Origin of the sequence: Kitasatospora sp. NPDC048540 (assembly GCF_040651175.1) — a bacterium.
GTDB lineage: Bacteria > Actinomycetota > Actinomycetes > Streptomycetales > Streptomycetaceae > Kitasatospora.
The window spans coordinates 1-22,118 of record NZ_JBEZIR010000100.1 but is presented as its reverse complement, the minus strand read 5'-3'; the positions used below and the strand labels follow the sequence as shown (position 1 = coordinate 22,118).

Sequence of the window (22,118 nt, the reverse complement as noted above, 5' to 3'; positions counted from 1 at the left end):
GTGGTGGCCCGGGACGCCGTCGTTCCTGCCGCTACCGCCGGGCGGACCGGCGGCGGGCCGCGAGCGCGGCTCCGGTCAGGGCGGTCGCACCGAGTGCCGCCCCGGCCGTCAGCGCCGGCAGCCGCCCGCCGTCCCGGGCGGGCGCCGCCGTGTCGAACCCGCCGCCGGTGCCCGCCCGGTCGTACGCGCTGCCGGGCAGCTTGTCGCCGTACCGCTGGTGCACCAGCTTCTGGTACGCCGCCACGCTGACCCCGTCCGCGCCCACCGACCGGCGGGCCTGCTCGTCCAGCGGAAGCACCCGGCCGCCGCGCAGCACGTACCAGGCGTCCAGCTGCGGCTCCCGGAACGCGGTGCCGCCGCCGGTGCCGGCCGCCCTGGCCGGGTAGTCCGTCTCGTCGCCGCCGGTGGCGATGTTCACCACCCGCCAGCCGGCGCCCTGCCGGACGCTCCACACCGAGGCGATCCGCCCGTCCGCCGACACCGCCTTGGTGGCCACGAAGTCGGGCGAGGCCACCGGGGCGTCGGCCGTCCCCGCCACGAAGCCCGCGTCCAGGGTGAACACGGTGGCGCTCTCGCCGGTCAGCCGGGGCGCGGCCTGGGCCGCGGCCCGCTCCTCCTCGGCCGGTGCGAGCGCCGCTCCCCCCGTCGGCGGGACACCGCCGCGGGCGAAGAACCGGCCGAGCCGGTCGAGCACGGCCGGCGTCTGCACGGCCGCCCGGGCGGCGGCCAGGTCCGCGGGCGCCAGGTCCGCGGCTGCGAGGTCCGCGGGCGCCGCCGGCGCCGGTCCGTCCGCCGCCAGGGCGAGCGGGGCGGCGGCCAGCGAGAGTCCCGCGGCGAGCACGGCGGTGGCGAGGGCCCGCCGCAGGTGGTTCCGGTTGTCGGTCATGGCTGTCTCCTCACGCGCCGATCCGGTACAGGGAGTGGGTCCAGGAGAACGAGCCGTTGCTCACGTAGTACGCGTAGTCCGCCCAGTTGTAGCGGGAGTTGGACGGCCACGGGTCGCCCCAGTAGACCCAGTTGCTGGAGACGTCGTAGCCGTAGATCAGCTGCATGTGGCCGCCGCCGGAGCTCCACTGGATCCGGGTCTCGACCGGCCGGTCGGCGTCGATCTCGGTCTGCACCGTGCTGTAGCGCAGATAGCCCGTGACGTACGAGCCGGGGTTGATGCCGATCCAGTCGAGCGCGGTCTGCACGTTGCCCAGGGTGGCCTGGTTGTTGGGGCAGGTCGAGTTGATCGACCGGTTGAAGGCGGCGTTGCAGAACTGGTTCTGGCTGTAGCTGTAGCCGAAGTACGCGGCCACCGTGTTCCCGCTGCCGGCCCAGCACCAGTTGCTCTGCTGCTGTTGCTGCATGGTGATGTTGAGCCTGCGCCAGGTGGCGGCCTGCGCGGACCGGCCGACGGCGTCGGGCTGACCGGTGGGGGCGGTCGGGCCGACGGCGGAGGTCCGGGCGGACGCGGCGGGGGCGCCGGTGAGGGGGTGGGCGCTCGCGCCCGCCGGAGCGGCGACGGCCACCGTCAGGCTCGGCGCCAGGATGCCGAGCGCCAGCGCGGCGACCACGCGACGCAGGCGCGGCCGGGGTGTCCGGGGCGGCCGGGGTGTCCGGGATGTCCGGGGTTTTGGCATGGGGGAATCTCCTCCTTGCGGCTACGCAGGAGTGGGGATGTGTGGGGGTGGCGGCGTCCGGACGCGCTGCGAGGAGCATCGGGCCGTCGACCGACCAGGGTCAACGGCCGCGGAACGCAAGAGGGCCCCGGTGTGAACGGACCCCGCCGGGTGTGAACGCGACCGCCCCGGCCTGCGGCGATCCCCCGGCCTGATGACAACTCCGGTGCCAGGTGTGAATATTCACCCCAGGAACGGAGGCAGCCGCATGCAGCACACCGTCCGGCCCGAACTCGCCGCCGCCCTGCGCACCGGCCCGTTCCACGTCGCGCTGCGCACCGCCATCGCCACCCGCGGCCTCGCCCTGCACCGGGTGCAGCAGCACCTCGCCCGCCGCGGCGTCCAGGTCGGCGTCACCACCCTCAGCTACTGGCAGCAGGGCCGCCGTCGGCCCGAGCGGGCCGAATCACTGCGCGCGGTCCAGCAGTTGGAGGAGGTCCTCGACCTTCCCGCGCACTCGCTCACCCGGCTGCTCGGCCCCCGCCGGAGCGCCGGGACCGCGCCCGCCGGCCCCGCCACCCGGCCGTACCGCGACCTGATCCGCCCCGCCGAGGCCGTCGACGGCCTGCTCGCCACCATCGCCGGTCCCCCCGGCACCGGCCTGCACACCGTCACCCACATCGAACGGATCACCATCGGCGCCGACCGCCGCCAGCTCCGCCGCAGCTCCCAGCACGTCCTGCGGGCCCATCACGACGGCATCGACCGCTACCTGGCGATCTACCAGGGCGACCCCGGCTGTGACATCACCCGCGTCACCCTGCGCGCGGACGAGAACTGCCGGCCGGGCCGGGTCCGCCGCGACCCGGCCGCCGGCCTGCTGGTCGCCGAACTCCTCCTCGACCGCCGCCTGCGCACCGGCGACACCCATCTGCTCGGCTACGGCTTCGAGGACGTGCCCGGGCCCGAGCCCAGCAGCGAGTACGTCCGCGGCTTCAACGCCGGCGCCGGGCAGTACGTCCTCCAGGTCGCCTTCCACCCCGCGGCCCTACCCGTCCGCTGCCACCGCTTCACCAGCCGCGCCCCGGGCGGACGCCCCTACGAGACCGAGGACCTCACCCTCGACGGCCACCACTGCGTCCACCTCGTCGCCACCGCCCTCCCCCCGTGCATCCTCGGCATCCGCTGGGACTGGGACTGAGCCCCACGGTCCCGTGCCGCGGGCGGACACGGGCCCCGCACGAGCCCGCACCACACACGGGCGTGCCCGGTCGCCCTCAGGTGAACTTCAGGACGACGCAGTCCTCGACCGCCCGGAAGCCGAGCCGCTGGTACAGGGAGTTGCTGGTCGGGTTGGCCAGGTCGGTGTACAGCAGCACCTCCGCCGCGCCCGCGGCCACCGCGCGGGCGCACCCCGCCGCCACCACCCCACCCGCGTACCCGCGTCCCCGCAGCTCGGGCGGCGTGTACACCGGCCCGATCCGCGACATCCCGGCGAGCACCGGGCTGACCCCGGCCATCGAGACCGGCCGGCCGCCGTCCTCCCGGACGTGCAGGGTCCCGTCGGCGATCCGGCCGGCGATCACCCCCGGGATGTCGGGCACCGGCGGGACCCCGACCTCCGTGAAGAACGCCTCGGTCCACCGGGTGAGCAGTCCGTGCTCGGCGGGCCGGGCCGGCCTGACCGGTCCGGCCGGCGTCGGCGGCGTCAACTCCCCCAGCCGGTAGAGCCGTTCCTCGACCTCGACCTCGGTCGCCGCCCCGGTCAGCCGCTGCCAGACCTCGGTGAACGCGGCCACCGCCGCCTTCGCCCCGCCCACCCCGGAGGGCCGTTCACCCTGCCCGTGCAGGACCGTCGCCAGTTCCCCGGCGGCCGTCACCGGCATCCGGCCGAGGCGCAGCGGGAAGGGCGGCGTCCACAGGAAGGCCGCACCGACGCTCTCCGCGCCCTCGGCCCGCCACCACCCGAAGCGGGGCGGCTGCGGGCCGAAGACGTGCAGGCCGTCCCGTCCGAGGCGGTGGGCCAGCGTGAGCAGCACGGTGTTCTCGGCCCGGTGCGCAGCGAGGAACTCGCCCGCCCCGGTGTGGAATTCGGTCGGCGAGGAACTCACGGTCCAGGTCATCCCGCCATCCTGGCCGAGGCCCGGATCGTGCGCACCCGGATTGCCTCAGTCCGCCGGGCGCGCCCCGATCCGCTCCGCCAGGCCGGCGGCGTCGGCCGTGGGCGCGTCGCAGGTGAAGTGGCGGCACACGTACGCGGCGGGCCGTCCGCCGAGCAGCGGGCGGTCGGCCAGCAGCGGGACCTCGGTGCTGCCCGGCGCGCCGACGGCGACCACCGCGCCGGGGGCGGTGCCGAGCAGGGCGGTGCGGTGCAGCGCGGCGGTCGCGGGGTCCCCGGCCGGGCCGACCACGGCGACCTCGCGCGGTCCGTCGAGCAGCGCCTCGGCGACGGCGAGGCCCCAGCCGATGAACCGCGGCGCCTTGGCCGCGAGCGCGCCCACGATGCCGAGCGCCCGTTCGGCGGCGGTGCGGTGGCGTGCGGAGCCGGTGTACGCGGCGTAGCTCAGCAGGGCACCGGCGGCGGCCGTCCAGCCCGAAGGGGTGGCGTTGTCGGTCGGGTCCTGGGGTCGGCGGATCAGCTGTTCGGCGTCGTCCGCGGTGTCGTAGAGCGCGCCCGAGGCCGGGTCGACGAAGTGCGCGAGGACGGTGTCGAGCAGGCCGCCGGCCAGGTCGAGCCACGAACTCTCACCGGTGACGGCGTACAGCGCGAGGAAACCCTCGGCGGTGTCGGCGTAGTCCTCCAGCACGCCCGCGTTGGCGCCGGGGCGCCCGTCGCGGGAGGTGCGCAGCAGGCGGCCGTCGGGGGTGAGGTGGACGGCGAGCAGCAGGTCGGCGGCGCGTTCGGCCGCCTCGACCAGGTCGGGGCGGGCCAGCAGGGCGCCGGTCTCGGCGAGGGCGGCGATGGCCAGGCCGTTCCAGGCGGCGACCACCTTGTCGTCCCGGGCGGGGGCGGGCCGCTCGGCGCGGGCGGCCAGCAGCCGGGTGCGGATCCGCTCGTACGCCTCGGGGTCCTCGGGGTCGCGGAGCAGTTGGAGCACCGAGCTGCCGTGTTCGAAGGTGCCGGTGACCTCGAAGAGTCCGACGGCGAGTGCGGCGTCCTCGGCGCCGAGGGCGGCGGTGAGCTGCTCGGGGGTCCAGGCGTAGTAGGCGCCCTCGGCGGACTTCCCGGTGGCCGGATCGAGTGAGTCGGCGTCCAGTGCGGAGGCGAAGGCGCCTTCGGGGGTGCGCAGTTCGCGCAGCAGGAAGTCGGCGGTGGCGAGTGCGGTGCGGCGGGCCTGCTCGTCTCCGGTGGTGCGCCACAGGTGCAGGTAGGTGCGCAGCAGCAGGGCGTTGTCGTACAGCATCTTCTCGAAGTGGGGCACGACCCACCCGGCGTCGACCGAGTAGCGGGCGAAGCCGCCGCCGAGCTGGTCGTTGATGCCGCCGCGGGCCATCGCCTCGCAGGTGCGGGCGGCCATCTCCAGTGCCGCCTCGGAGCCGGTGCGGGCGTGATGGCGGAGCAGGAACTCGATCGCCATGGACGGCGGGAACTTGGGGGCGCCGCCGAAGCCGCCGCGCTTGTCGTCGAAGGAGCGGCTGAGCGCGACCAGGGCCTGGTGCAGGTCGGCGTCGGCGGGCGGGTGGGGGGCGGCGGCGGTGTAGACCGAGGCCCGTTCGGCCAGCTCGGCCCGGATCCGGCCGGCCACCTCGCCGACCTCCTCGCGGCGGTCCCGCCAGGCGGCGGTGACGCCCTCCAGCACCTGCCGGAAGGCGGGCATGCCGTGCCGGGGCTCGGGCGGGAAGTAGGTGCCGAAGTAGAACGGCTCCTTGTCCGGCGTGAGGAACACCGTCATCGGCCAGCCACCCTGCCCGGTGGCGGCCTGCACGGCCTCCATGTACACGGCGTCGACGTCCGGCCGCTCCTCGCGGTCGACCTTGACGGCGACGTAGTGCTCGTTGGCGTACGCCGCCACCGCCTCGTCCTCGAAGGACTCGTGGGCCATCACGTGGCACCAGTGGCACGCCGCGTACCCGACACTCAGCAGCACCGGCACCCCGCGCCGGCGCGCCTCCTCGAAGGCCTCGGGAGACCACTCCCACCAGTCGACGGGGTTGTCGGCGTGCTGCTGGAGATACGGCGAGGTCGCGTGCGCCAACCGGTTCATGCCCATCAGTCTGGCACCCGGGCACGGGAGACTCACACACGCCACCCTGAGGCACCCTCCTCGCCCTCGGGCAAGAGGTTGGGCCGTCCCTGCGGGTCTCGCGTGCACCCGCTGCCGGCCACGTGGTCACACTGACCGCATGGCGGACCGTCAGCAGTCAGAGGAGCCCGCTCTCTTCAACTGGCCGGCGCCACCACTCGGTGGACTTGAAGCACCCCATGAGCCAGTGCGCTTCCGCGCTGTCAAGGATGATGTCGCCGATCGACGGGAGGAGATCGAGGCGGAGCATCTGCTCCTGAATGCGGACGGGATCCCAGTCGAGGTCGTGATGGAGCAGCACCGCGAACGGTTCCCCGCGCTTCTGCCAGAAGACCATGGGCTCGCCGCAGTCGTTCACGAACGGTTTGACGATGTCGTTCGGCGCGAACTCGACGTCCGCCATGTCCGCCCATCTGCCGACACCCTCTCGCTCCCGAGCCAGGTAGCTCCGCATGTTCTGGACGAAGGCCTGGGAGGTGGAATCGTCCAGCACGGACTCCCTCCGGACGACAACGGACTTCAGCGTCTTGCGCAGCGCTTCGGCCCGACGGAGTTGACGGGTCGCATTGGCCCAGAAGAGGCCGCCCCGCTCAGGATCATGGACTACGCAGAGCACCGGGAGGCTGCCGTCGCGCCAATTGTCACCGTGATCCCCGACCTGGACGCGGTGCCCTCGCCGGGTGCGCGTCGAGACCCCGCCCTTGACCTGCACAGCCAGGGAGTCCGCTGTTCGCCGCCCGTCCTGGACAAAGGTGACGTGCAAGTCCTCCCCGTGGTCGTTCGCGCCGTCTATCTCCTGCACGATGTGGCCGTGCCGCTCCAGCAGCGAACGCACCTCATTCACAGCCATGCGTCCAACACGGCGACTCTCAGGAACCTTTGGCATCTCGCCCCCTTTGATCTATTCGGGAAGGCTAGGGCAGAGCACCGACGCGCCTGCCGACTTCGGGGTCACGGGGTTGGCGTACCGGGACCCGTCCTTGCTCGCGAGGGTGTTCGAGCCCGGGTGCGGACCCGCGCACAGGATGGAGGCGCATGACGCACGGCACCGCAGTGTCGAGAGGCGAAGATCAGCCGACCGTTCAGTCAAAGCGCCGGGTGCGGTCAGCGGGCGTCAGCCTCAGGGCGGGGCGGCTCATCCAGGCGACCGAGGAGGTTCACGGCAGCACTCCGCCGGGCGCGGAGATCCCGGCCCGCGGAGCAGCGCCCCGGAGCCGCAGAACAGTACGCTGAGGCCGGCAGCACCGAGCCCGTCGAGCCCCCGAGGAGGTACGCCGATGACCGCCGGGATGGTCGCTCCCGAGTGGATGCACCAGCAGATCACCGCGGACGAGTACGACTCCTGGTCCGCGGAGCAGTGCGCGGGTGTCGAGATCGTGGACGGGATGGTCGTCGTGAGCCCGAGCGCGTCCAAGCGGCACAACCGCCTGGCCCGGATCCTGGCGAACGCCCTGGATGCAGCCGCCGGTCCGGACTGGAACGCCGACACGGACTTCGATGTCCGGTTGCAGGACGTGCCCCTCACCAACCGGCGGCCCGACGTCGTGGTCTACCGGGCCGAGACCATCGACGTCACACCCACCCGCCCGGAGCACGTTCTCCTGGTCGTCGAGGTCGTGTCACCGGGGTCGGAGACCACCGACCGCATCGTGAAGGTGGATCAGTACGCCCAGGCCGGTATCGCCTTCTACTGGCGGATCGAGCAGACCGCCAACGGCGTTCCCCTCGTCTACACCTACGTCCTCGACCCTGCGCGCCGGTCCTACCGCGACGCGGAGATGTTCACCGGCACGGTCCGGACCGCCGCTCCGTTCGCGGTCGAGATCGACCTCACCACGGTCTGATCCGCACGCGGGACATGTGTACGGCCTGACCTCGGGCGGGGCGACCATCTCACGTTACGCGTCGCTTCCGGCACTCGCCGGAAACGCCCCAGGTCGGGGCCGCGCCACTGGCGTGGCCGGGCGCGAGGTGGGAGGGCTCACTCCTTGGGGGTCTCGGGCTCCTCGACGAAGTCGATCTTCTTGAAACGGGTGTTCATCGACTTCAGCAGGAACCAGGTGGCCACCCCGAGGGCGGCGAAGACGACGAAGCCCAGCAGGCCGGGGGTCACCTTGGTCTCGTCGAGGGCGAGCGGCGCGGCGAGGTGGGTGAGGGTCACGGGGGTGCTCATCTCTCCATGGTGACCCGGCCCTACACGGGCCGGGTCACCGGGGTGGTGCGTGTCGTGCGGGCGGGCTACTTGCGCAGGCCGGCGAAGAGGTCGTCCTCGGGCAGGTCGGTGTCCAGGTGCGACTTGGCCAGTTCGTAGTCCTCGGTCGGCCAGACCTCGCGCTGGACGTCGATCGGGACGCGGAACCACGGCCCGTCCGGGTCGATCTGGGTGGCGTGCGCGATCAGCGCCTTGTCCCGGACCTCGAACCAGTCGTCGCACTTGACCCGGGTGGTGATCTCCCGCTCGGCGCGGCCGCTCTTCTCCCAGCCCGCGATCCACTCGCCGTACGGGGAGTCGATGCCGTGCTCGGTGAGGTACGCGTGCAGGGCGCGGATCCGGCCCATCGGGAACCCGTGGTTGTAGTACAGCTTCAGCGGCTGCCAGGGGGCGCCCGCCTCCGGGTACGCCTCCGGGTCACCGGCGGCGTCGAACGCCACCATGCTGATCTTGTGGGTCATGATGTGGTCGGGGTGCGGGTAGCCGCCGTTCTCGTCGTACGTGGTGATCACGTGCGGGCGGAACTCGCGGATCAGCTTCACCAGCGCGCCCGCGGCCTCGTCCACGTCCTGGAGGGCGAAGCAGCCCTCCGGCAGCGGCGGCAGCGGGTCGCCCTCGGGGAGGCCCGAGTCGACGTAGCCGAGCCATGCCTGCTCGACGCCGAGGATCTCGCGGGCCGCGTCCATCTCCTTGCGGCGCACCTCGTGGATGTTGGCCTCCACCCAGGCGTCACCCTGGAGCTTCGGGTTGAGGATGGAACCGCGTTCCCCCCCGGTGCAGGTGGCGACCAGGACGTCCACCCCCTGGGACACGTACATGGCCATGGTGGCCGCGCCCTTGCTGGACTCGTCGTCCGGGTGCGCGTGTACCGCCATCAGTCGCAACTGCTCAGTCAACGCCTGGTTCCTTCCAGGTATGTCCGGTTCGTGGGGCGGCTCCCCCGCCGCCGTTGGCGCGGACGTGCCCCTCCTATAGTGACGGACTGGAGGGCCCGTCGATTCCCGCTGCCGACCTAGGGCCTCTCAGCGAAAGGACCGAGCCAGCCATGGCCTCCAGCACCAGGACCACCCCGGGCGTGCCCGAGGGCCGCTACAGCCGCCGCACCGACCAGGAGGCGGACCGAAGGCTGCGGATCGCGGCGGTGGTCTGCGGCGTGCTGTTCCTCGGCCTGTTCGGCTGGCTGGGCGGCGCGTACCTGCTGCGCGAGACCACCATGAACGCGACCGTGCCGACCTTCGAGGCGGTCTCGGACGGCGAGCTGCAGCTCCAGCTGTCGGTGAGCAAGAGCGACGGGACCGCCGGGGCGTGCACGGTCCGTTCGCAGGGCGCGGACGGCTCGGTGGTCGGACTGTCCGACTTCCCGGTGCCGGCGGCGGGCAGCCGCTACAGCGCGGTGGTCACCCTGCGCACCTCCGCCCGCGGGACCACCGCCGAGGTGCTGGGCTGCACGCCCGCGAAGTGAGCGCGGCCCGGCGGCGCGCCGACGGCGGCTCACCCGATCGGGCGCATATTCGACACGTGGAGCGGGAACCGGTACCGAAGGGCCGGGTCCATCCCGGCGCAACCGCGCGTTAACGCTCCGTCGATCACTCTCCCACCCGAACGCGGAAATTGTTAGGCTCGTGGTTTCGCCCCTTCCCGGCCGTCGGCTCGGATGCGGGCGTTGCTTTGTAGTAAGCCCGATATCACCGCCATGACCGACTGCTGACGTAAAACCCTCAGCACCGCCCCAGCACCGACGAGGAGCACCTGTGACCCAGACCAGCGATGACGTGACCTGGCTCACTCAGGCCCACTACGACCAGCTCAGGACCGAGCTGGAGTACCTGACGGGCCCGTGGCGCGTCGAGATCGCCCAGAAGATCGAGGCGGCTCGCGAGGAGGGTGACCTCAAGGAGAACGCCGGCTACCACGCCGCCAAGGAGGAGCAGGGCAAGACCGAGGCCCGGATCCGCCAGCTGACCCAGCTCCTGGAGCGTGCGAAGGTCGGCGAGGCCCCGGCCGACTCCGGTGTGGTCGCCCCCGGCATGCTGGTGACGGTCGCCTTCGACGGCGACCCGGACGACACGATGGAGTTCCTGCTGGCCTCCCGCGAGGTCACCGACGACTCGCTCGACGTGTACTCCCCGCAGTCGCCGCTCGGCCGCGGCATCAACGGCAAGGCCGTCGGCGCCGAGGCCAGCTACGAGCTGCCCAACGGCAAGCGGGCCACCGTGAAGATCCTCCAGGCCAAGCCCTACAACGGCTGACCGGAGCACCCCACCCGGGCAGCAACGCCCGGACAGCACCGCCCGAACAGCAACGCCGGAGCGGCCGTGACGCGTGCGAACGTCACGGCCGCTCCGGCGTTCCCGGCGAAGGATCACCCCACGGCCGGGCGGCCCCTGCCTATCCGACCGCGGAGCGGCCCCTGCCTATCCGACCGCGGAGCGGTACTTGCGCACCGACAGCCACGAGAAGAACGCCATGATCACGATCGACCACACCACCGAGACCACCACCGCGTGCTCCATCGGCCAGGAGTCCGGGGTCGGGCCGACCTGGTTGCCGAACAGCTCGCGGCAGGCCTGGACGGTGGCGCTGAACGGGTTCCAGTAGGCGATCGGCTGCAGCCAGCTCGGCATCGAGGAGACCGGCACGAACGCGTTGGAGATGAACGTCAGCGGGAACAGCCAGATCAGGCCGGCCGAGGTGGCGGCCTCCGGGCTGCGCACCGACAGGCCGATCAGCGCGCCGATCCACGAGAACGCGTAGCCCAGCAGGAGCAGCAGCCCGAACGCGGCGAGCGCCTTCGGGAAGCCCTCGTGGATCCGCCAGCCGACCAGCAGCGCCACCATGGCGAGCACCAGCAGGGTGAAGGCGGTCTGCACCAGGTCCGCGAGGGTGCGTCCGACCAGTACCGCGGAGCGGGTCATCGGCAGCGAGCGGAACCGGTCGACCAGGCCCTTGGTCATGTCCTCCGCGATGCCGGCCGAGGCGCCGGCCACCGCGAAGGTGACGGTCTGCGCGAAGATGCCGGCCATCAGGAACTGGGTGTACGTCGAGGAGCTGGACTGGGCGCCGGGGATCCGGATCGCCCCGCCCATCACGTACGAGAACAGCAGCACGAACATCACGGGCTGCATCAGGCCGAAGACCACGATCTCCGGGATCCGGGTCATCCGGCGCAGGTTGCGCTTGGCGACCACCCAGGAGTCGTGGGCCATCGCGGCCGGGCCGCTGCGCTGGCGGGGGACGGCGCCGCCGATGGCGTGCGAGGTGGCGGTGGTCATCTCAGGCGTCCTTTCCGTGGCCCTTGCGGCCCTTGGCGGGCGACTGCTGCTCCTCGTCGGTGTCCGCGGCCTCGGTGGCGTGCCCGGTCAGCGAGAGGAAGACGTCGTCCAGGGTGGGGCGGCGCAGGCCGATGTCGTCGATCTCGATGGACCGGGAGTCCAGCTCGCGGATGACGTCGGCGAGCACCTTGGCGCCGCCGCTGACCGGGACGGTGATCTTCCGGGTGTTCTTCTCCACCGCCGGGTCGCCCTTGGCGTACGGGGCGAGGGCGGCCAGTGCCTCGGTGACGTCGCCGCGCTCGTGGACGACCACCTCGACCCGCTCGCCGCCGATCTGCGCCTTGAGCTCGTCGGCGGTGCCGCGGGCGATCACCTTGCCGTGGTCGACCACCGCGATGTCGTGGGCGAGGCGGTCGGCCTCCTCCAGGTACTGGGTGGTGAGCAGCAGCGTGGTGCCCTGCTCGACCAGGGTCTCGATGACCTCCCACAGCGCCAGCCGGTTGCGCGGGTCGAGGCCGGTGGTGGGCTCGTCCAGGAACATCACGGGCGGCCGGACGACCAGGGCGGCCGCCAGGTCGAGCCGGCGCCGCATACCGCCGGAGTAGGTCTTGGCGGTGCGGTCCATGGCCTCGGTGAGGTTGAACCACTCGAGCAGTTCCAGGGCGCGCGCCTTGGCGTCGCGCGGCGTCATCTGGTAGAGCTCGCCGACCATCTGGAGGTTCTCACGGCCGGTCAGGTACTCGTCGACCGCGGCGTACTGGCCGGACAGGCCGATCAGGCTGCGGACCTTGTTGGGGTGCTTGAGCACGTCCACCCCGGCGACCGTGGCGCGGCCCGAGTCGGGGCGCAGCAGGGTGGTCAGCACCCGGACGGTGGTGGTCTTGCCGGCGCCGTTCGGGCCGAGCAGTCCGAGGACGGTGCCTTCGGGCACGTCGAGGCTGACGCCGTCGAGCGCGCGGACGTCACCGAAGGTCTTCACCAGGTTCTCGGCTTGGATGGCTGGCGCCATGAGCCGCCTCATCTCCCGTTGTGGAATGACTGATTTGACTTGTTTGTCCACTGGCTGTGGATAGCCGTACCCGAGCGGGCCGCCGACCAAGCTCGCGATACATCGCGAGCTTGGCAGTTCGCGATATATCGCGTCAAGGTGTTTTCACCGGGCGCGGGCAGCAGGCTTGCGGCCCCACCCTCGCAGCCGCCACTGACAACGCCCGTCGGTGGCAACGCCCGCCAGCGGCAACGCCGGCTCGCCTGCCTCCTACTGCGAGACCACGTACCCGGCGTCCCGCAGGTCGCCGACGACGGCCGTGCAGTGCTCCGGCCCCTTGGTCTCCAGGTGCAGGTCCACCTCGACCTCCGCGAGGCCGAGGCGCGGGTCGATCCGCACGTGCGCCACGTCCAGCACGTTGGCGTCCGCCCGGGTCAGCACGCCCAGCAGGTCCGCGAGCGAGCCGGGGCGGTCGGTCAGCCGGACCCGCAGCGAGAGGTAGCGGCCGGCCGCCACCAGGCCGTGCCGCAGCACCCGCTGCATCAGCTGCGGGTCGATGTTGCCGCCGGACAGCACCGCGACCACCGGGCCCTCGAACGCGTCCGGCTGCTCCAGCAGCGCCGCGACCGGGCTGACCCCGGCCGGTTCGACGACCAGCTTGAGCCGCTCCAGGCCGAGCAGCAGGGCCCGCGACAGCGACTCCTCGGAGACCGTGCGCACGCCGTCGGCCAGCGTGTTGACCACCTCGAACGGGATGTCGCCGGGGCGGCCCACCTGGATGCCGTCGGCCATGGTGGCGAACCGTTCCAGCGTGATCGGACGCCCCGCCGCCAGCGAGGGCGGGTACGCGGCGGCCGCGGCGGCCTGCACCCCGATCACCCGGACGTCCGGCCGCAGCGGCTTCACCGCCAGCGCGATCCCGGCCAGCAGCCCGCCGCCGCCCACCCCGACCAGGATGGTGCGCACCTCGGGGCACTGTTCCAGGATCTCCAGGCCCACGGTCGCCTGGCCGGTCACCACGTCCCAGTGGTCGAAGGGGTGGATGAAGACCGCGCCGGTCGAATCCGCGTACCGCTGCGCGGCCTGCAGCGCCTCGTCGACGGTGGCGCCGTGCAGCCGGACCTCCGCGCCGTAGCCCCGGGTCGCGGCGACCTTGGGCAGCGGGGCGGCGAGCGGCATGAAGACGGTGGCGCGCACCCCCAGCAGCGCGGCGGCCAGCGCGACGCCCTGGGCGTGGTTGCCGGCGCTGGCCGCGACCACCCCGTCGGCCTGCTGCACCGGGGAGAGCCCGGCGATCCGCACGTACGCGCCGCGCAGCTTGAAGGAGCCGGTGCGCTGGAGGTTCTCGCACTTCAGGTGGACCGGCGCGCCGACCAGCGCGGCGAGGTGCCGGCTGGTCTCCATCGGGGTGACCCGGGCGATCCCGGCCAGCATCTTCTGGGCGCCGCGGACATCGTCGATGGTGATCGGCCAACTGTGCATGCGGTCAGGGTACGGGCGGCGCCCGCCGGAAGCCGGGACGTCGGCGCTGTTCCCGGGCCCGCCCGGCGCGCGTACGCTGCTGCTCCACGAGCCACCCTCACCGCACCCCGATCGTGAGCCGCGATGACCACCACCTCGCCCCAGGCCATCGGAACCGACGACCCGCTGCACTCCCAACTCCAGTACCAGATCGCGGTGTTCGCCCGCCGGATGGAGCAGGCCCGGCTCGGCGCGGTCGGCGCCCTGGACCGGGCCGGCTACCTGCTGCTGGACCACCTGCAGCGGCACGGCCCGGCCAACGTCAAGTCACTGGCCGAGGCGCTGGGCATCGACTCCTCGACCGTGACCCGGCAGGCCGCGCCGCTGGTCCGGGCGGCGCTGGTGGGCCGGGTGCCGTACCCGGCCGACCGGCGCGCGGTGCACCTCGCGCTGACCCCGCTCGGCGGGCGCCGGCTGGCCGAGGTGCGGGCCGACCGCGAGGAGTTGATGCGCGCGCTGACGGCCGGCTGGCCCGCCGAGGAGCAGCGGACCTTCTGCACCCTGCTGGCCCGGTTCAACGACTCGCTGGAGTCGTACTGGGCCGGGCGGCCGGAGTGACCGGCCGTCGGCGCGGCGGGGATCAGCCGAGCGCCTGCTGAAGGTCGGCCAGCAGGTCGTCGACGGACTCGATGCCGACCGAGACGCGCACCAGGTCGGCCGGCACCTCCAGGGCCGAACCGGCCACCGAGGCGTGGGTCATCCGGCCCGGGTGCTCGATCAGCGACTCGACGCCGCCGAGCGACTCGCCCAGGGTGAACAGCCGGGCGCGGTTGCAGACCTCGACCGCCGCCTGCTCGCCGCCGGCCACCCGGAACGACACCATGCCGCCGAAGGCCTTCATCTGCTTGGCCGCGATGTCGTGGCCGGGGTGCTCGGGCAGACCCGGGTAGAGCACCTGGGTCACCTTGGCGTGGCCGCTCAGCAGCTCGACGATCTTCTCGGCGTTGGAGCTGTGCCGGTCCATCCGCACGCCCAGGGTCTTGATGCCGCGCATCACCAGCCAGGCGTCGAACGGGCCAGAGACCGCGCCCATCGCGTTCTGGTGGTACGCCAGCTCCTCGCCCAGACCCGCCTCGGCCGCCACCAGCGCGCCGCCGACCACGTCCGAGTGGCCGCCCATGTACTTGGTGGTGGAGTGCACCACGACGTCGGCGCCGAGCGCGATCGGCTGCTGCAGGTACGGGCTGGCGAAGGTGTTGTCGACCACCAGGATGGCGCCCGCGCCGTGCGCGATCTCGGCGAGGCCCGTCAGGTCGGCGATGCCCAGCAGCGGGTTGGAGGGGGTCTCCACCCACACCGCGCGGGTGGCCGGGCGCAGCTGGGCCCGGACGTCGGCCAGGTCCTGCATGTTGGCGACGGAGAACTCCACGCCCCAGCGGGTCAGCACCTTGGCGAACAGCCGGAAGGTGCCGCCGTAGGCGTCGTTCGGGATGACGATGTGGTCGCCCGGCTTGAGGACGGTGCGCAGCAGGGTGTCCTCGGCGGCCAGGCCCGAGGCGAAGGCGAGGCCGCGGCTGCCGCCCTCCAGGGCGGCGAGGCACTCCTCGAGCGCGGTCCTGGTCGGGTTGGCGCTGCGGCTGTACTCGTACCCGCCGCGCAGGCCGCCCACCCCGTCCTGCTTGTAGGTGGAGACCTGGTAGATCGGCGTGACGACGGCCCCGGTCTGGGGGTCTGCTTCCTGACCCGCATGGATGGCGAGAGTCTCGAAGCCCTGGGGAAGCTGGTGCTCGGTCATACGACGAGCCTAGTGCGCGAACGCCGGACCGGTCGGCCGACCCGGAACCCGGCGGAAACCCGCTGCCGCGCGGCCCGGCCGTACCGCTACGCTCTCCCCCCTCTGCACACATGATCAGAAGAGCTGGTCATCGTCTTCCCGGGGGTGGACGCGCGTGGCCGCGATCCGGCAACCCGCCGCTCTGCGCACCTCGACCAGGGCCGCCCAGGCCGTGGCGCTGCTGATCGGCTTCTACCTGTTCGCCGCCGCGATCGTGGCCGGGCTGCTCGCCCTCGACATCGCGCTCTACCTCGAATCGGACCACCTGCGGCCGGGGCTGCTGAAGATCTGGGCGCTCACCGCACTGGTGATCTACCCGGTGCTGCGGGTGGTCTTCCTGACCCGCCGGCCCGAGGCCGCCGAGGGCCCCGGGCTGCCGGTCACCCGCGAGGAGCAGCCCGAGCTGTGGGCCCGGGTCGACCGGCTGGCCGAGCTGACCGGCGTCCGCGGCCCGGCCCGGATCCGGCTCACCCCGGACGTCAACGCCGGGGTCCGGGAGGACACCCGGCTGCTCGGCCTGATCCCCGGCCCGCGGCACCTGGAGATCGGCGTCCCGCTGCTGATCGGCCTCTCCCGGGCGGAGCTGGACGCCGTGCTGGCGCACGAGTTCGGCCACTTCGGCAACCAGGACGTCCGGCTGGCCGGCGTCACCGTGGCCGGCCGCACCGCGATCCTGCACACCATCGGCACCCTGCACGAGCGCGCCGACCGCCACCAGGCCGAGGAGGCCGCCGAGATCCGGGCCAGGGCCGAGGACCGACTGGCGCGCGGCAGGACGCCGCGCGACGAGAGCGAGGGCAGCGGCGGCGTCCAGCGGGCGCTGGCCCGGATCTTCACCTGGTACGCCAAGCTGTTCTTCCGGGTCTCCGAGTCGGTCAGCCGCCGCCAGGAGTACGCCGCCGACCTGGCCGCCGCCCGGATCGCCGGCCGGCGGGCCACCGCGTCCGCGCTGCGCAAGATCCGCACCCTGGGCGCCGCGCAGGACTTCTACCTCCGCTCGTACGCCACCATCGGCTGGGACGCCGGCCTGCTGCCCGTGCCCGGACAGGTCTACGGCGGCCTGGCCGAGCTGCTGGCCGACCCCGGACGCCGCGCCGAGCTCGCCGCGCTCGGGCTGGACCTGCCCGAGGAACAGGCCGACCCGTACGACTCGCACCCGCCGATCGCCCAGCGGGTCGCCGCGATCGAGGCGCTGCCGGCCGACGGCCTCGAGTCCGCCGAGGACGGTGCCGGCGCGCTGGCGCTGCTGCGCGACCCCGAGCGGACCCTGGCCGCCCTGGAGGCCGCAACGCTGGCCCCGGCGGCCGCCGCCAAACGCCGGGTCGACTGGCCCGAGCTGGTGGACCGCGGCCACCTGGCACACGCCCGCGAGGCCGGCCAGCCGATCCTGCGGGCCCTGACCGGCTCCGGTCTGCACGGCACCGTCGACGCCCTGCTGGACGCCGTCGACGCGGGCCGCGGCCCGGAGATCGCCGGCCGGCTGCCCGGCAGCGAGCGCGCCACCCCCGACGCCCTGCGCCCGGCGCTGCGCTCCGGCGTCGCCCGCCTGGCCGTGCTGGCGCTGGCCGAGGCCGGCCTGGCCCACTGGGAGCTGTCCTGGTCCGAGACGGCCGTGCTGGCCCTGCCGGACGGCATGGCCGAGGGTTTCGACGCGGCGCTGGACGCCGTGGTGGCCGACCGCCCGGACACCGCGCCGCTGCGCGCCCTGCTCACCGCGGCCGGCCTGCCGCCGGCCACCGCCTGACCGGGCGCGCCGCCCGGAATCCCGGGCGGCCGCCCAGCGTTGCACAGCACGCCACCCTCGTCCAGCCCGCAGGAGCAGGCCGTGCTGTTCAACCGCCACAAGTCCGAGCTCGTCACCGCCGACCAGGCCCTGCCCGGCCGCCCGGCGCCGGCCTTCACCCTCACCGAACCGCACACCGTCCTCGGCCACCCGCTGACCGGTCCGTACCCGGCCGGGCTGGAGGTCGCCGACTTCGGGCTCGGCTGTTTCTGGGGGGCGGAGCGGGTGTTCTGGCAGCTGCCCGGCGTGTGGACCACCCTGGTCGGCTACCAGGGCGGCCACAGCCCCAACCCGACCTACGAAGAGGTGTGCAGCGGTCGCACCGGGCACACCGAGGCGGTCCGGGTGGTCTACGACCCGGCCCTGATCTCGTACGGGACGCTGCTGAAGACCTTCTGGGAGGCGCACGACCCGACCCAGGGCTTCCGCCAGGGCAACGACGTCGGCACCCAGTACCGCTCCGCCGTCTACACCCACTCGGCCGCGCAGCAGGCCGCCGCGGAGGCCTCCCGCGACGCCTTCCAGCCGGAGCTCACCCGGCTGCGGCTCGGCCCGATCACCACCGAGATCGCCCCGGCCGGCCCGTTCTACCCGGCCGAGGCCTACCACCAGCAGTACCTCTCGGACGCCAAGAACCCGGACGGCTACTGCGGCCTCGGCGGCACCGGCGCCAGCTGCCCGGTCGGCGTGGCCAAGGCCGCGGACTGACCGGCCCCCCGGGACCTGCCGGGGACCGGCGGACGGGCGGGTGCGGGGTGCTCCGGCAGCCCGCACCCGCCCGCCGTGCGGCTCACGCCCCGGGGACGCCGTAGTGCCGGGCCTCGATCGCCTTGCCGCTGTCGGCGAACGCCTTCGCCAGCTTGTGCTTGCCGACCGTCCCGACGATGGCGCCGAGCACGTGCCCCTTGAAGTTCTTGCCCTCGCGGACCACGACGGCATCGACGTCGGTGGTGCCGTCGGGCTTGCGGGTGAAGTTGTAGGTGTGGCCCGACCGGCCGCCCCACACGTTGGAGTCGGTGGTCGTCATGACCACGTGCTCGGGGTCGGACCAGTCGTAGTGCAGCCGCTCCCAGACGCCGCCCGCGCCCTCGGTGACGTCGGCCTCGTGGGCCCCCCGCTCGTGGACCTCCAGGTACTTGTCGGAGCTGTTGCCGAAGAGCTCCGCGCGGCCCGGCCCGAAGTCGGTCAGCCCGGCGATGAACTGCTCGGGCGTGGCGGTGGTCGTCTGGTGGAAATGGATCGTGGACATCTGCGCTCCTCGGTGCTCCCGCGGGCAGGCGCCCGCCGGACCGGCCCGGGGTCCGGCCGGGGCGGGACTCCCTGCCAGCCTCTCTCCGCGCACCACCGGCTGCAACAGACTCCCGGTGCGCGCCGCGGGCGGGCGGCGCGCACCGGGAGGTGCGCCGGAGGTGCGCGATGGGTGGGGCTCAGCCGGAGCCGGAGCCGGTGACGCCCGGCGCCACGAAGCGGCGGTGCAGCGGGGAGAACTCGACCACCGGGTCACCGGCGACGCCCAGTTCGCCCTTGACCACCGGTCCGATCCGGGTCCCGATGAACTCCTCGCACTTGGCCTGCGACTCCCAGACGTCCACGACGTGGAAGCCGTCCGCCCCGAACCAGGCCGTGTGCAGCTGGGCGCCGTCCGGCGGCTCCTGCTCCCACCGGATCCGGCGGAGCGTCTCGTCGTACAGCTCGGGGGTGATCTCGGGCCAGTGCATGCTCATCACGACGGCCATGGCGGGTCCTCTCCGGTGTCCGGTGTCCAGGAGCGGGCCGCACCACCCCGGCCGCGGCCGGCCGCGGCTCCGCACGACGACGCCAGGGCAGGCCCGGGCGAGCCGCAGCCGACGGGCAGCGCGGGGCGGCCGTCCGGGCTCAGGCCCGCTGTGCGGCGAGCGCCCGCAGGGCGGTGCGCTGGCTGTACGCGAGCAGGGTGACCGTCGTGGCGGCCAGCACCACCGCGAACGCCAGGTGGGCCGCCATCCCGGTGAGGGCCACCCCGGCCGCGGCGAGGACGACGTGGCTGCCGATCCGCAGCGCCAGCAGGCCGAGGGCGATCCTGCGGGTGCCGCGGCCCCGCCAGAGCGCCCTGGCCAGCTTCAGGCGCTTGCGCATCATCGTCAGCGAGACCGCGATGTTCACCACGAGCAGCGCCACCAGCGCCGGCCACACCGACGGGACGGCCTTGATCAGGTCGAACGCGGCCGAGAGCACGCCCTCGAAGGCGAAGAACCAGACCGGCAGCGCCACCGCCGCGGGGTCCTCGGCGGGGGCCGCCACGGCGGGCCGGTCCTCGGTGCGGGTGGTCGCTTCCTCGACGACGGCGTTCATGGTCTCCCCCGGTGCGATGAGGTCGGCGGGTGTGCCGACGGACCTCATCCTGTCGGCCACCGCCGGGGCCCCGGCAGGGCCGCACCGCACCGGTCCGCCATGACGGATGTCATACCGCCGGGCCGCGCCGCACCTCGTGCAGGAAGCAGCCGAAGGCGAGCGCCCGCACGTGCACCACGGCCACGCCCGGGTCGGCCAGTTCCTCGGCCACCACCTGCCGCACCTCGGCGGGTCCGGCCGCCCGGCCGCGCAGGATCCGGCCGTCGGCGTCGTAGCAGCGCACCACCCGCTCGCCCTGGTGCAGGTCGCGCGGCCAGCCGCCGGCCGGGCCCGGGCACTCGCCGGCGTGGACGAACACCGGCCCGGTCTCGTCGTACGGCCCCGGGTCGGCGCCCGCCTCGGCGGCCCACCGGCGCAGCGGCGCGTACGAGAGCAGCAGGACGTCCTCGCCGGGCCTGGCCCGGGTGAGGCAGCAGCGCAGCGGCGAGCCGCCCGAGGTGTCGGTGGAGCGGACGGGCGGGCGGCCCGCGTCGTCGACGGTGCGCAGGGTGCGGAGCACCTCGGGGGCGACCGGGCGCACGTCCAGGGTGGTCTCTGGGGTGGTCATGTCCCCAGCCTGCCCGGGCGGCGGCCGTGGGTCCGGCGGGAATCGGACGTCGCGTCACCGCGGCCGTGACGGCGCCGGCCCCGGGTGCCCGCCGTACGGTCGGCGGGCACCCGGGGCCGGCGGGGTCGGCGGGGCGGGCGTCAGCTCTTCTGCGGCAGCAGGCGCTTGATGTCCTGGTAGCCGAGTCCCGCCTCGTTCATCGCCTTCACGGTGCGCTCGTCGAGGCCGAGGCCGACCAGCTCCTTGATCTGGGCGTCGGTGAGCGGTGCGGCCGGGCCGCCGTCCCCGTAGTCCTCGAAGTCGGCGTCGCCGTCGCCGGTGCCGGTGCCCGGGTGGGCCGGCGCCTGGCTCTGGGCGAACTTCGCGAACGCCTCGATGTCCTGCTCGGTGATGGCCTCGGCGCCGGCCGGGGCCTGCGGGGCGGCCGCCTCGCCGGTGAACGAGAGCTTCAGCGGGACGTGCAGCCCGAGCCCGGCCTGGCCCTCGAACTGCGCCAGGTCGACCGCGATCGAGGAGAGGGCGCCGCCCTTGAGGTAGAGGTCGGCCCGCAGGGTGCGGTTGGGCAGCTCGGACGAGTCGTCACCGAGGCCGGGGAACCGCTCGAGGCCGGGGAAGCCGGGGAACTTCTCGGCGGCCGGGCGGACGGCGCCCAGCACGGCCTCCATCAGCGGGCGGCTGGGCGCGTTGAGCCGGATGTGCCGGGTGCCGTCCTGGGTGCCCAGGTCGTCGAAGGTGACGTTCTTGGCGAAGGCGTCCTTGAGCGAGTCGAACATTTTCTCGGCGGTCTTCGGGTCCACCGAAGGGGCACCCTTCGGGCCGCCCGGACGGGTGGTCCCGACGCCGGCACCGGCACCGGCACCGGCACCGGCACCCGCGAGCTTCTCGAGCAGCGCCGGGTCGAGCGAGACCCACTGGCCGGACAGGCCGTCCTTGATGGTCTTCAGCTCGCGCGGCAGCTCGGCGGCCATCCCGCGGACGTCGGCGGCCTGCTCGCCGGCCAGCTGGGCGACGGCGTCGAGGTCGGCCTTGGCGTAGACCTTGGCGTCGACCTGACGCAGGTCCAGGTAGGTCTTGCCGCTCTTCGCGGCGAGCTGGTACTCGAAGTCGAGGTCCCGGCCCGCACCGGCCGCGGCCGCTCCGGCCGCCGGGTTCTTGAGCCCGTCCAGCTCGGCCAGCGGCTTGTCGGCGCCGAGCGCGATGCTGAGCTTGAGGTCGGCGATCTGCTGGGCGTCGGAGCGCTTCAGCGGCTCGCCGGCGGAGTCGAGTTCGGACAGCGAGACCAGCTGGTCGGCGGTGGCGTCGAGGGTGAGTTCGGCCCGCAGGCTCTTGGCCTGGCCGAGCTTGCCGAAGGCGGTGGAGACCTCCTGGGCCGCGCTGAGCTGTTCCACGGTGCCGCAGGCCGCGAGTCCGGCGGCGAGGACCACGGTGCAGGCGGTCGAGGCTATCGCCCCGCGGACGGTGCGGCGGGTGGCGGTGCTGATGGCTGTCTCCTGGGGAACGGCGGCCCGGGCGTGCGCGCTGGGCGGCAGGCGTACCGATGCGGGGTCAGCGGTCAGCAAAGCACGCGCCGGGCACCGCGGGTACCGATTTTCTACACCTCTGGCTGAGGACGGGCCCCAAGGTATACCCAGCCGCGGACGGTCCCCGGAACGGGGTCGGCCCCGGATCCGGCCGCGGGTGCGGCGGTCGCCGCGCCGCCCTTGGCGCAGCCCACCGCGAGGTCGTAGTAGTGCTCCGACTCCCGGCCCAGATAGGCGATCCGGGCGCCGCGGCCGAGGCCGG

The 22,118-nt window shown here is 73.6% G+C and carries 24 protein-coding genes; 7 read left to right on the top strand and 17 right to left on the bottom strand.

Annotated elements, in window-relative coordinates; translation table 11 throughout:
- Positions 1-31 precede the first annotated feature (31 nt).
- A complete protein-coding gene (locus AB0D08_RS30020; RefSeq protein WP_359893283.1) occupies positions 32-886 on the bottom strand; it encodes a hypothetical protein in 855 nt (284 codons plus the stop codon).
- Positions 887-896: 10 nt separating this feature from the next.
- Complete coding sequence (locus tag AB0D08_RS30015) at positions 897-1,559, bottom strand: papain-like cysteine protease family protein (RefSeq protein WP_359893280.1); 663 nt, start codon at positions 1,557-1,559, stop codon at positions 897-899.
- 313 nt (positions 1,560-1,872) lie between these two features.
- Between AB0D08_RS30015 and AB0D08_RS30010 the strand changes: the two genes are divergently transcribed.
- A complete protein-coding gene (locus AB0D08_RS30010; RefSeq protein WP_033825455.1) occupies positions 1,873-2,805 on the top strand; it encodes a hypothetical protein in 933 nt (310 codons plus the stop codon).
- Positions 2,806-2,881: 76 nt separating this feature from the next.
- On the opposite strand, the gene AB0D08_RS30005 is transcribed toward AB0D08_RS30010, so the two are convergent.
- The 3 genes from AB0D08_RS30005 to AB0D08_RS29995 all read right to left on the bottom strand — a co-directional run bounded on the left by AB0D08_RS30005 (position 2,882) and on the right by AB0D08_RS29995 (position 6,698).
- Positions 2,882-3,727, bottom strand: a complete 846-nt coding sequence (locus tag AB0D08_RS30005; RefSeq protein ID WP_359893277.1) for a GNAT family N-acetyltransferase — start codon at positions 3,725-3,727, stop codon at positions 2,882-2,884.
- A 45-nt stretch (positions 3,728-3,772) separates the two neighbouring features.
- On the bottom strand, positions 3,773-5,809 hold the full coding sequence (locus AB0D08_RS30000; protein WP_359893274.1) for a thioredoxin domain-containing protein: 2,037 nt from the start codon (positions 5,807-5,809) through the stop codon (positions 3,773-3,775).
- A 157-nt stretch (positions 5,810-5,966) separates the two neighbouring features.
- Positions 5,967-6,698 carry a DUF4365 domain-containing protein gene (locus AB0D08_RS29995; RefSeq protein WP_033825459.1) on the bottom strand — a complete coding sequence of 244 codons (732 nt, stop codon included), beginning with the start codon at positions 6,696-6,698 and terminating at the stop codon, positions 5,967-5,969.
- Positions 6,699-7,125: 427 nt separating this feature from the next.
- On the opposite strand from AB0D08_RS29995, the gene AB0D08_RS29990 reads away from it, so the two are divergent.
- Complete coding sequence (locus tag AB0D08_RS29990; protein WP_359893270.1) at positions 7,126-7,692, top strand: Uma2 family endonuclease; 567 nt, start codon at positions 7,126-7,128, stop codon at positions 7,690-7,692.
- Between the two features lie 137 nt (positions 7,693-7,829).
- Here the strand turns inward: AB0D08_RS29990 and AB0D08_RS29985 are convergent, their stop codons facing one another.
- Together AB0D08_RS29985 and mca are read right to left on the bottom strand one after the other, a co-directional pair.
- Complete coding sequence (locus AB0D08_RS29985; protein ID WP_051814248.1) at positions 7,830-8,021, bottom strand: hypothetical protein; 192 nt, start codon at positions 8,019-8,021, stop codon at positions 7,830-7,832.
- 65 nt (positions 8,022-8,086) lie between these two features.
- Positions 8,087-8,956 carry a mycothiol conjugate amidase Mca gene (mca, locus tag AB0D08_RS29980; RefSeq protein ID WP_033825461.1) on the bottom strand — a complete coding sequence of 290 codons (870 nt, stop codon included), beginning with the start codon at positions 8,954-8,956 and terminating at the stop codon, positions 8,087-8,089.
- A gap of 149 nt (positions 8,957-9,105) precedes the next feature.
- Between mca and AB0D08_RS29975 the strand changes: the two genes are divergently transcribed.
- Both AB0D08_RS29975 and greA read left to right on the top strand, forming a co-directional pair.
- On the top strand, positions 9,106-9,522 hold the full coding sequence (locus AB0D08_RS29975; RefSeq protein ID WP_033825462.1) for a DUF4307 domain-containing protein: 417 nt from the start codon (positions 9,106-9,108) through the stop codon (positions 9,520-9,522).
- Positions 9,523-9,811: 289 nt separating this feature from the next.
- A complete protein-coding gene (greA, locus tag AB0D08_RS29970; RefSeq protein ID WP_033825463.1) occupies positions 9,812-10,309 on the top strand; it encodes a transcription elongation factor GreA in 498 nt (165 codons plus the stop codon).
- Between the two features lie 165 nt (positions 10,310-10,474).
- On the opposite strand, the gene AB0D08_RS29965 is transcribed toward greA, so the two are convergent.
- The 3 genes from AB0D08_RS29965 to ilvA form a co-directional block, all read right to left on the bottom strand.
- Complete coding sequence (locus AB0D08_RS29965; protein ID WP_033825464.1) at positions 10,475-11,332, bottom strand: ABC transporter permease; 858 nt, start codon at positions 11,330-11,332, stop codon at positions 10,475-10,477.
- 1 nt (position 11,333) lies between these two features.
- A complete protein-coding gene (locus AB0D08_RS29960; protein ID WP_033825465.1) occupies positions 11,334-12,341 on the bottom strand; it encodes a daunorubicin resistance protein DrrA family ABC transporter ATP-binding protein in 1,008 nt (335 codons plus the stop codon).
- Between the two features lie 249 nt (positions 12,342-12,590).
- Entirely contained in the window at positions 12,591-13,802 is a 1,212-nt protein-coding gene (gene ilvA / locus AB0D08_RS29955; RefSeq protein ID WP_033825466.1) for a threonine ammonia-lyase, read from the bottom strand.
- A 123-nt stretch (positions 13,803-13,925) separates the two neighbouring features.
- On the opposite strand from ilvA, the gene AB0D08_RS29950 reads away from it, so the two are divergent.
- Positions 13,926-14,399, top strand: coding sequence for a MarR family transcriptional regulator (locus tag AB0D08_RS29950; protein ID WP_033825467.1), 474 nt, complete (start codon positions 13,926-13,928; stop codon positions 14,397-14,399).
- Positions 14,400-14,421: 22 nt separating this feature from the next.
- Here AB0D08_RS29950 and AB0D08_RS29945 read toward each other — a convergent pair whose 3' ends face one another.
- Positions 14,422-15,576: a cystathionine gamma-synthase gene (locus AB0D08_RS29945; RefSeq protein ID WP_033825468.1), complete on the bottom strand. Its 1,155-nt coding sequence runs from the start codon at positions 15,574-15,576 to the stop codon at positions 14,422-14,424.
- 154 nt (positions 15,577-15,730) lie between these two features.
- Here AB0D08_RS29945 and AB0D08_RS29940 point away from each other — a divergent pair, with 154 nt between their 5' ends.
- Complete coding sequence (locus tag AB0D08_RS29940; protein ID WP_051814249.1) at positions 15,731-17,359, top strand: M48 family metallopeptidase; 1,629 nt, start codon at positions 15,731-15,733, stop codon at positions 17,357-17,359.
- 81 nt (positions 17,360-17,440) lie between these two features.
- On the top strand, positions 17,441-18,106 hold the full coding sequence (msrA, locus tag AB0D08_RS29935) for a peptide-methionine (S)-S-oxide reductase MsrA (protein ID WP_033825469.1): 666 nt from the start codon (positions 17,441-17,443) through the stop codon (positions 18,104-18,106).
- An 82-nt stretch (positions 18,107-18,188) separates the two neighbouring features.
- On the opposite strand, the gene AB0D08_RS29930 is transcribed toward msrA, so the two are convergent.
- The 6 genes from AB0D08_RS29930 to AB0D08_RS29905 all read right to left on the bottom strand — a co-directional run.
- Complete coding sequence (locus tag AB0D08_RS29930; protein WP_033825470.1) at positions 18,189-18,647, bottom strand: hypothetical protein; 459 nt, start codon at positions 18,645-18,647, stop codon at positions 18,189-18,191.
- Positions 18,648-18,825: 178 nt separating this feature from the next.
- Positions 18,826-19,134: a hypothetical protein gene (locus AB0D08_RS29925; protein ID WP_359893260.1), complete on the bottom strand. Its 309-nt coding sequence runs from the start codon at positions 19,132-19,134 to the stop codon at positions 18,826-18,828.
- Between the two features lie 139 nt (positions 19,135-19,273).
- Entirely contained in the window at positions 19,274-19,777 is a 504-nt protein-coding gene (locus tag AB0D08_RS29920) for a hypothetical protein (protein WP_359893257.1), read from the bottom strand.
- Between the two features lie 61 nt (positions 19,778-19,838).
- Positions 19,839-20,336 carry a DUF1203 domain-containing protein gene (locus AB0D08_RS29915; protein ID WP_359893254.1) on the bottom strand — a complete coding sequence of 166 codons (498 nt, stop codon included), beginning with the start codon at positions 20,334-20,336 and terminating at the stop codon, positions 19,839-19,841.
- Between the two features lie 140 nt (positions 20,337-20,476).
- Positions 20,477-21,895 (bottom strand): hypothetical protein, encoded by a 1,419-nt coding sequence (locus tag AB0D08_RS29910; RefSeq protein WP_359893251.1) that lies wholly within the window; start codon positions 21,893-21,895, stop codon positions 20,477-20,479.
- Positions 21,896-21,927: 32 nt separating this feature from the next.
- Positions 21,928-22,118: hypothetical protein (locus AB0D08_RS29905; protein WP_359893248.1), on the bottom strand; the 191-nt coding region annotated here is incomplete at its 5' end.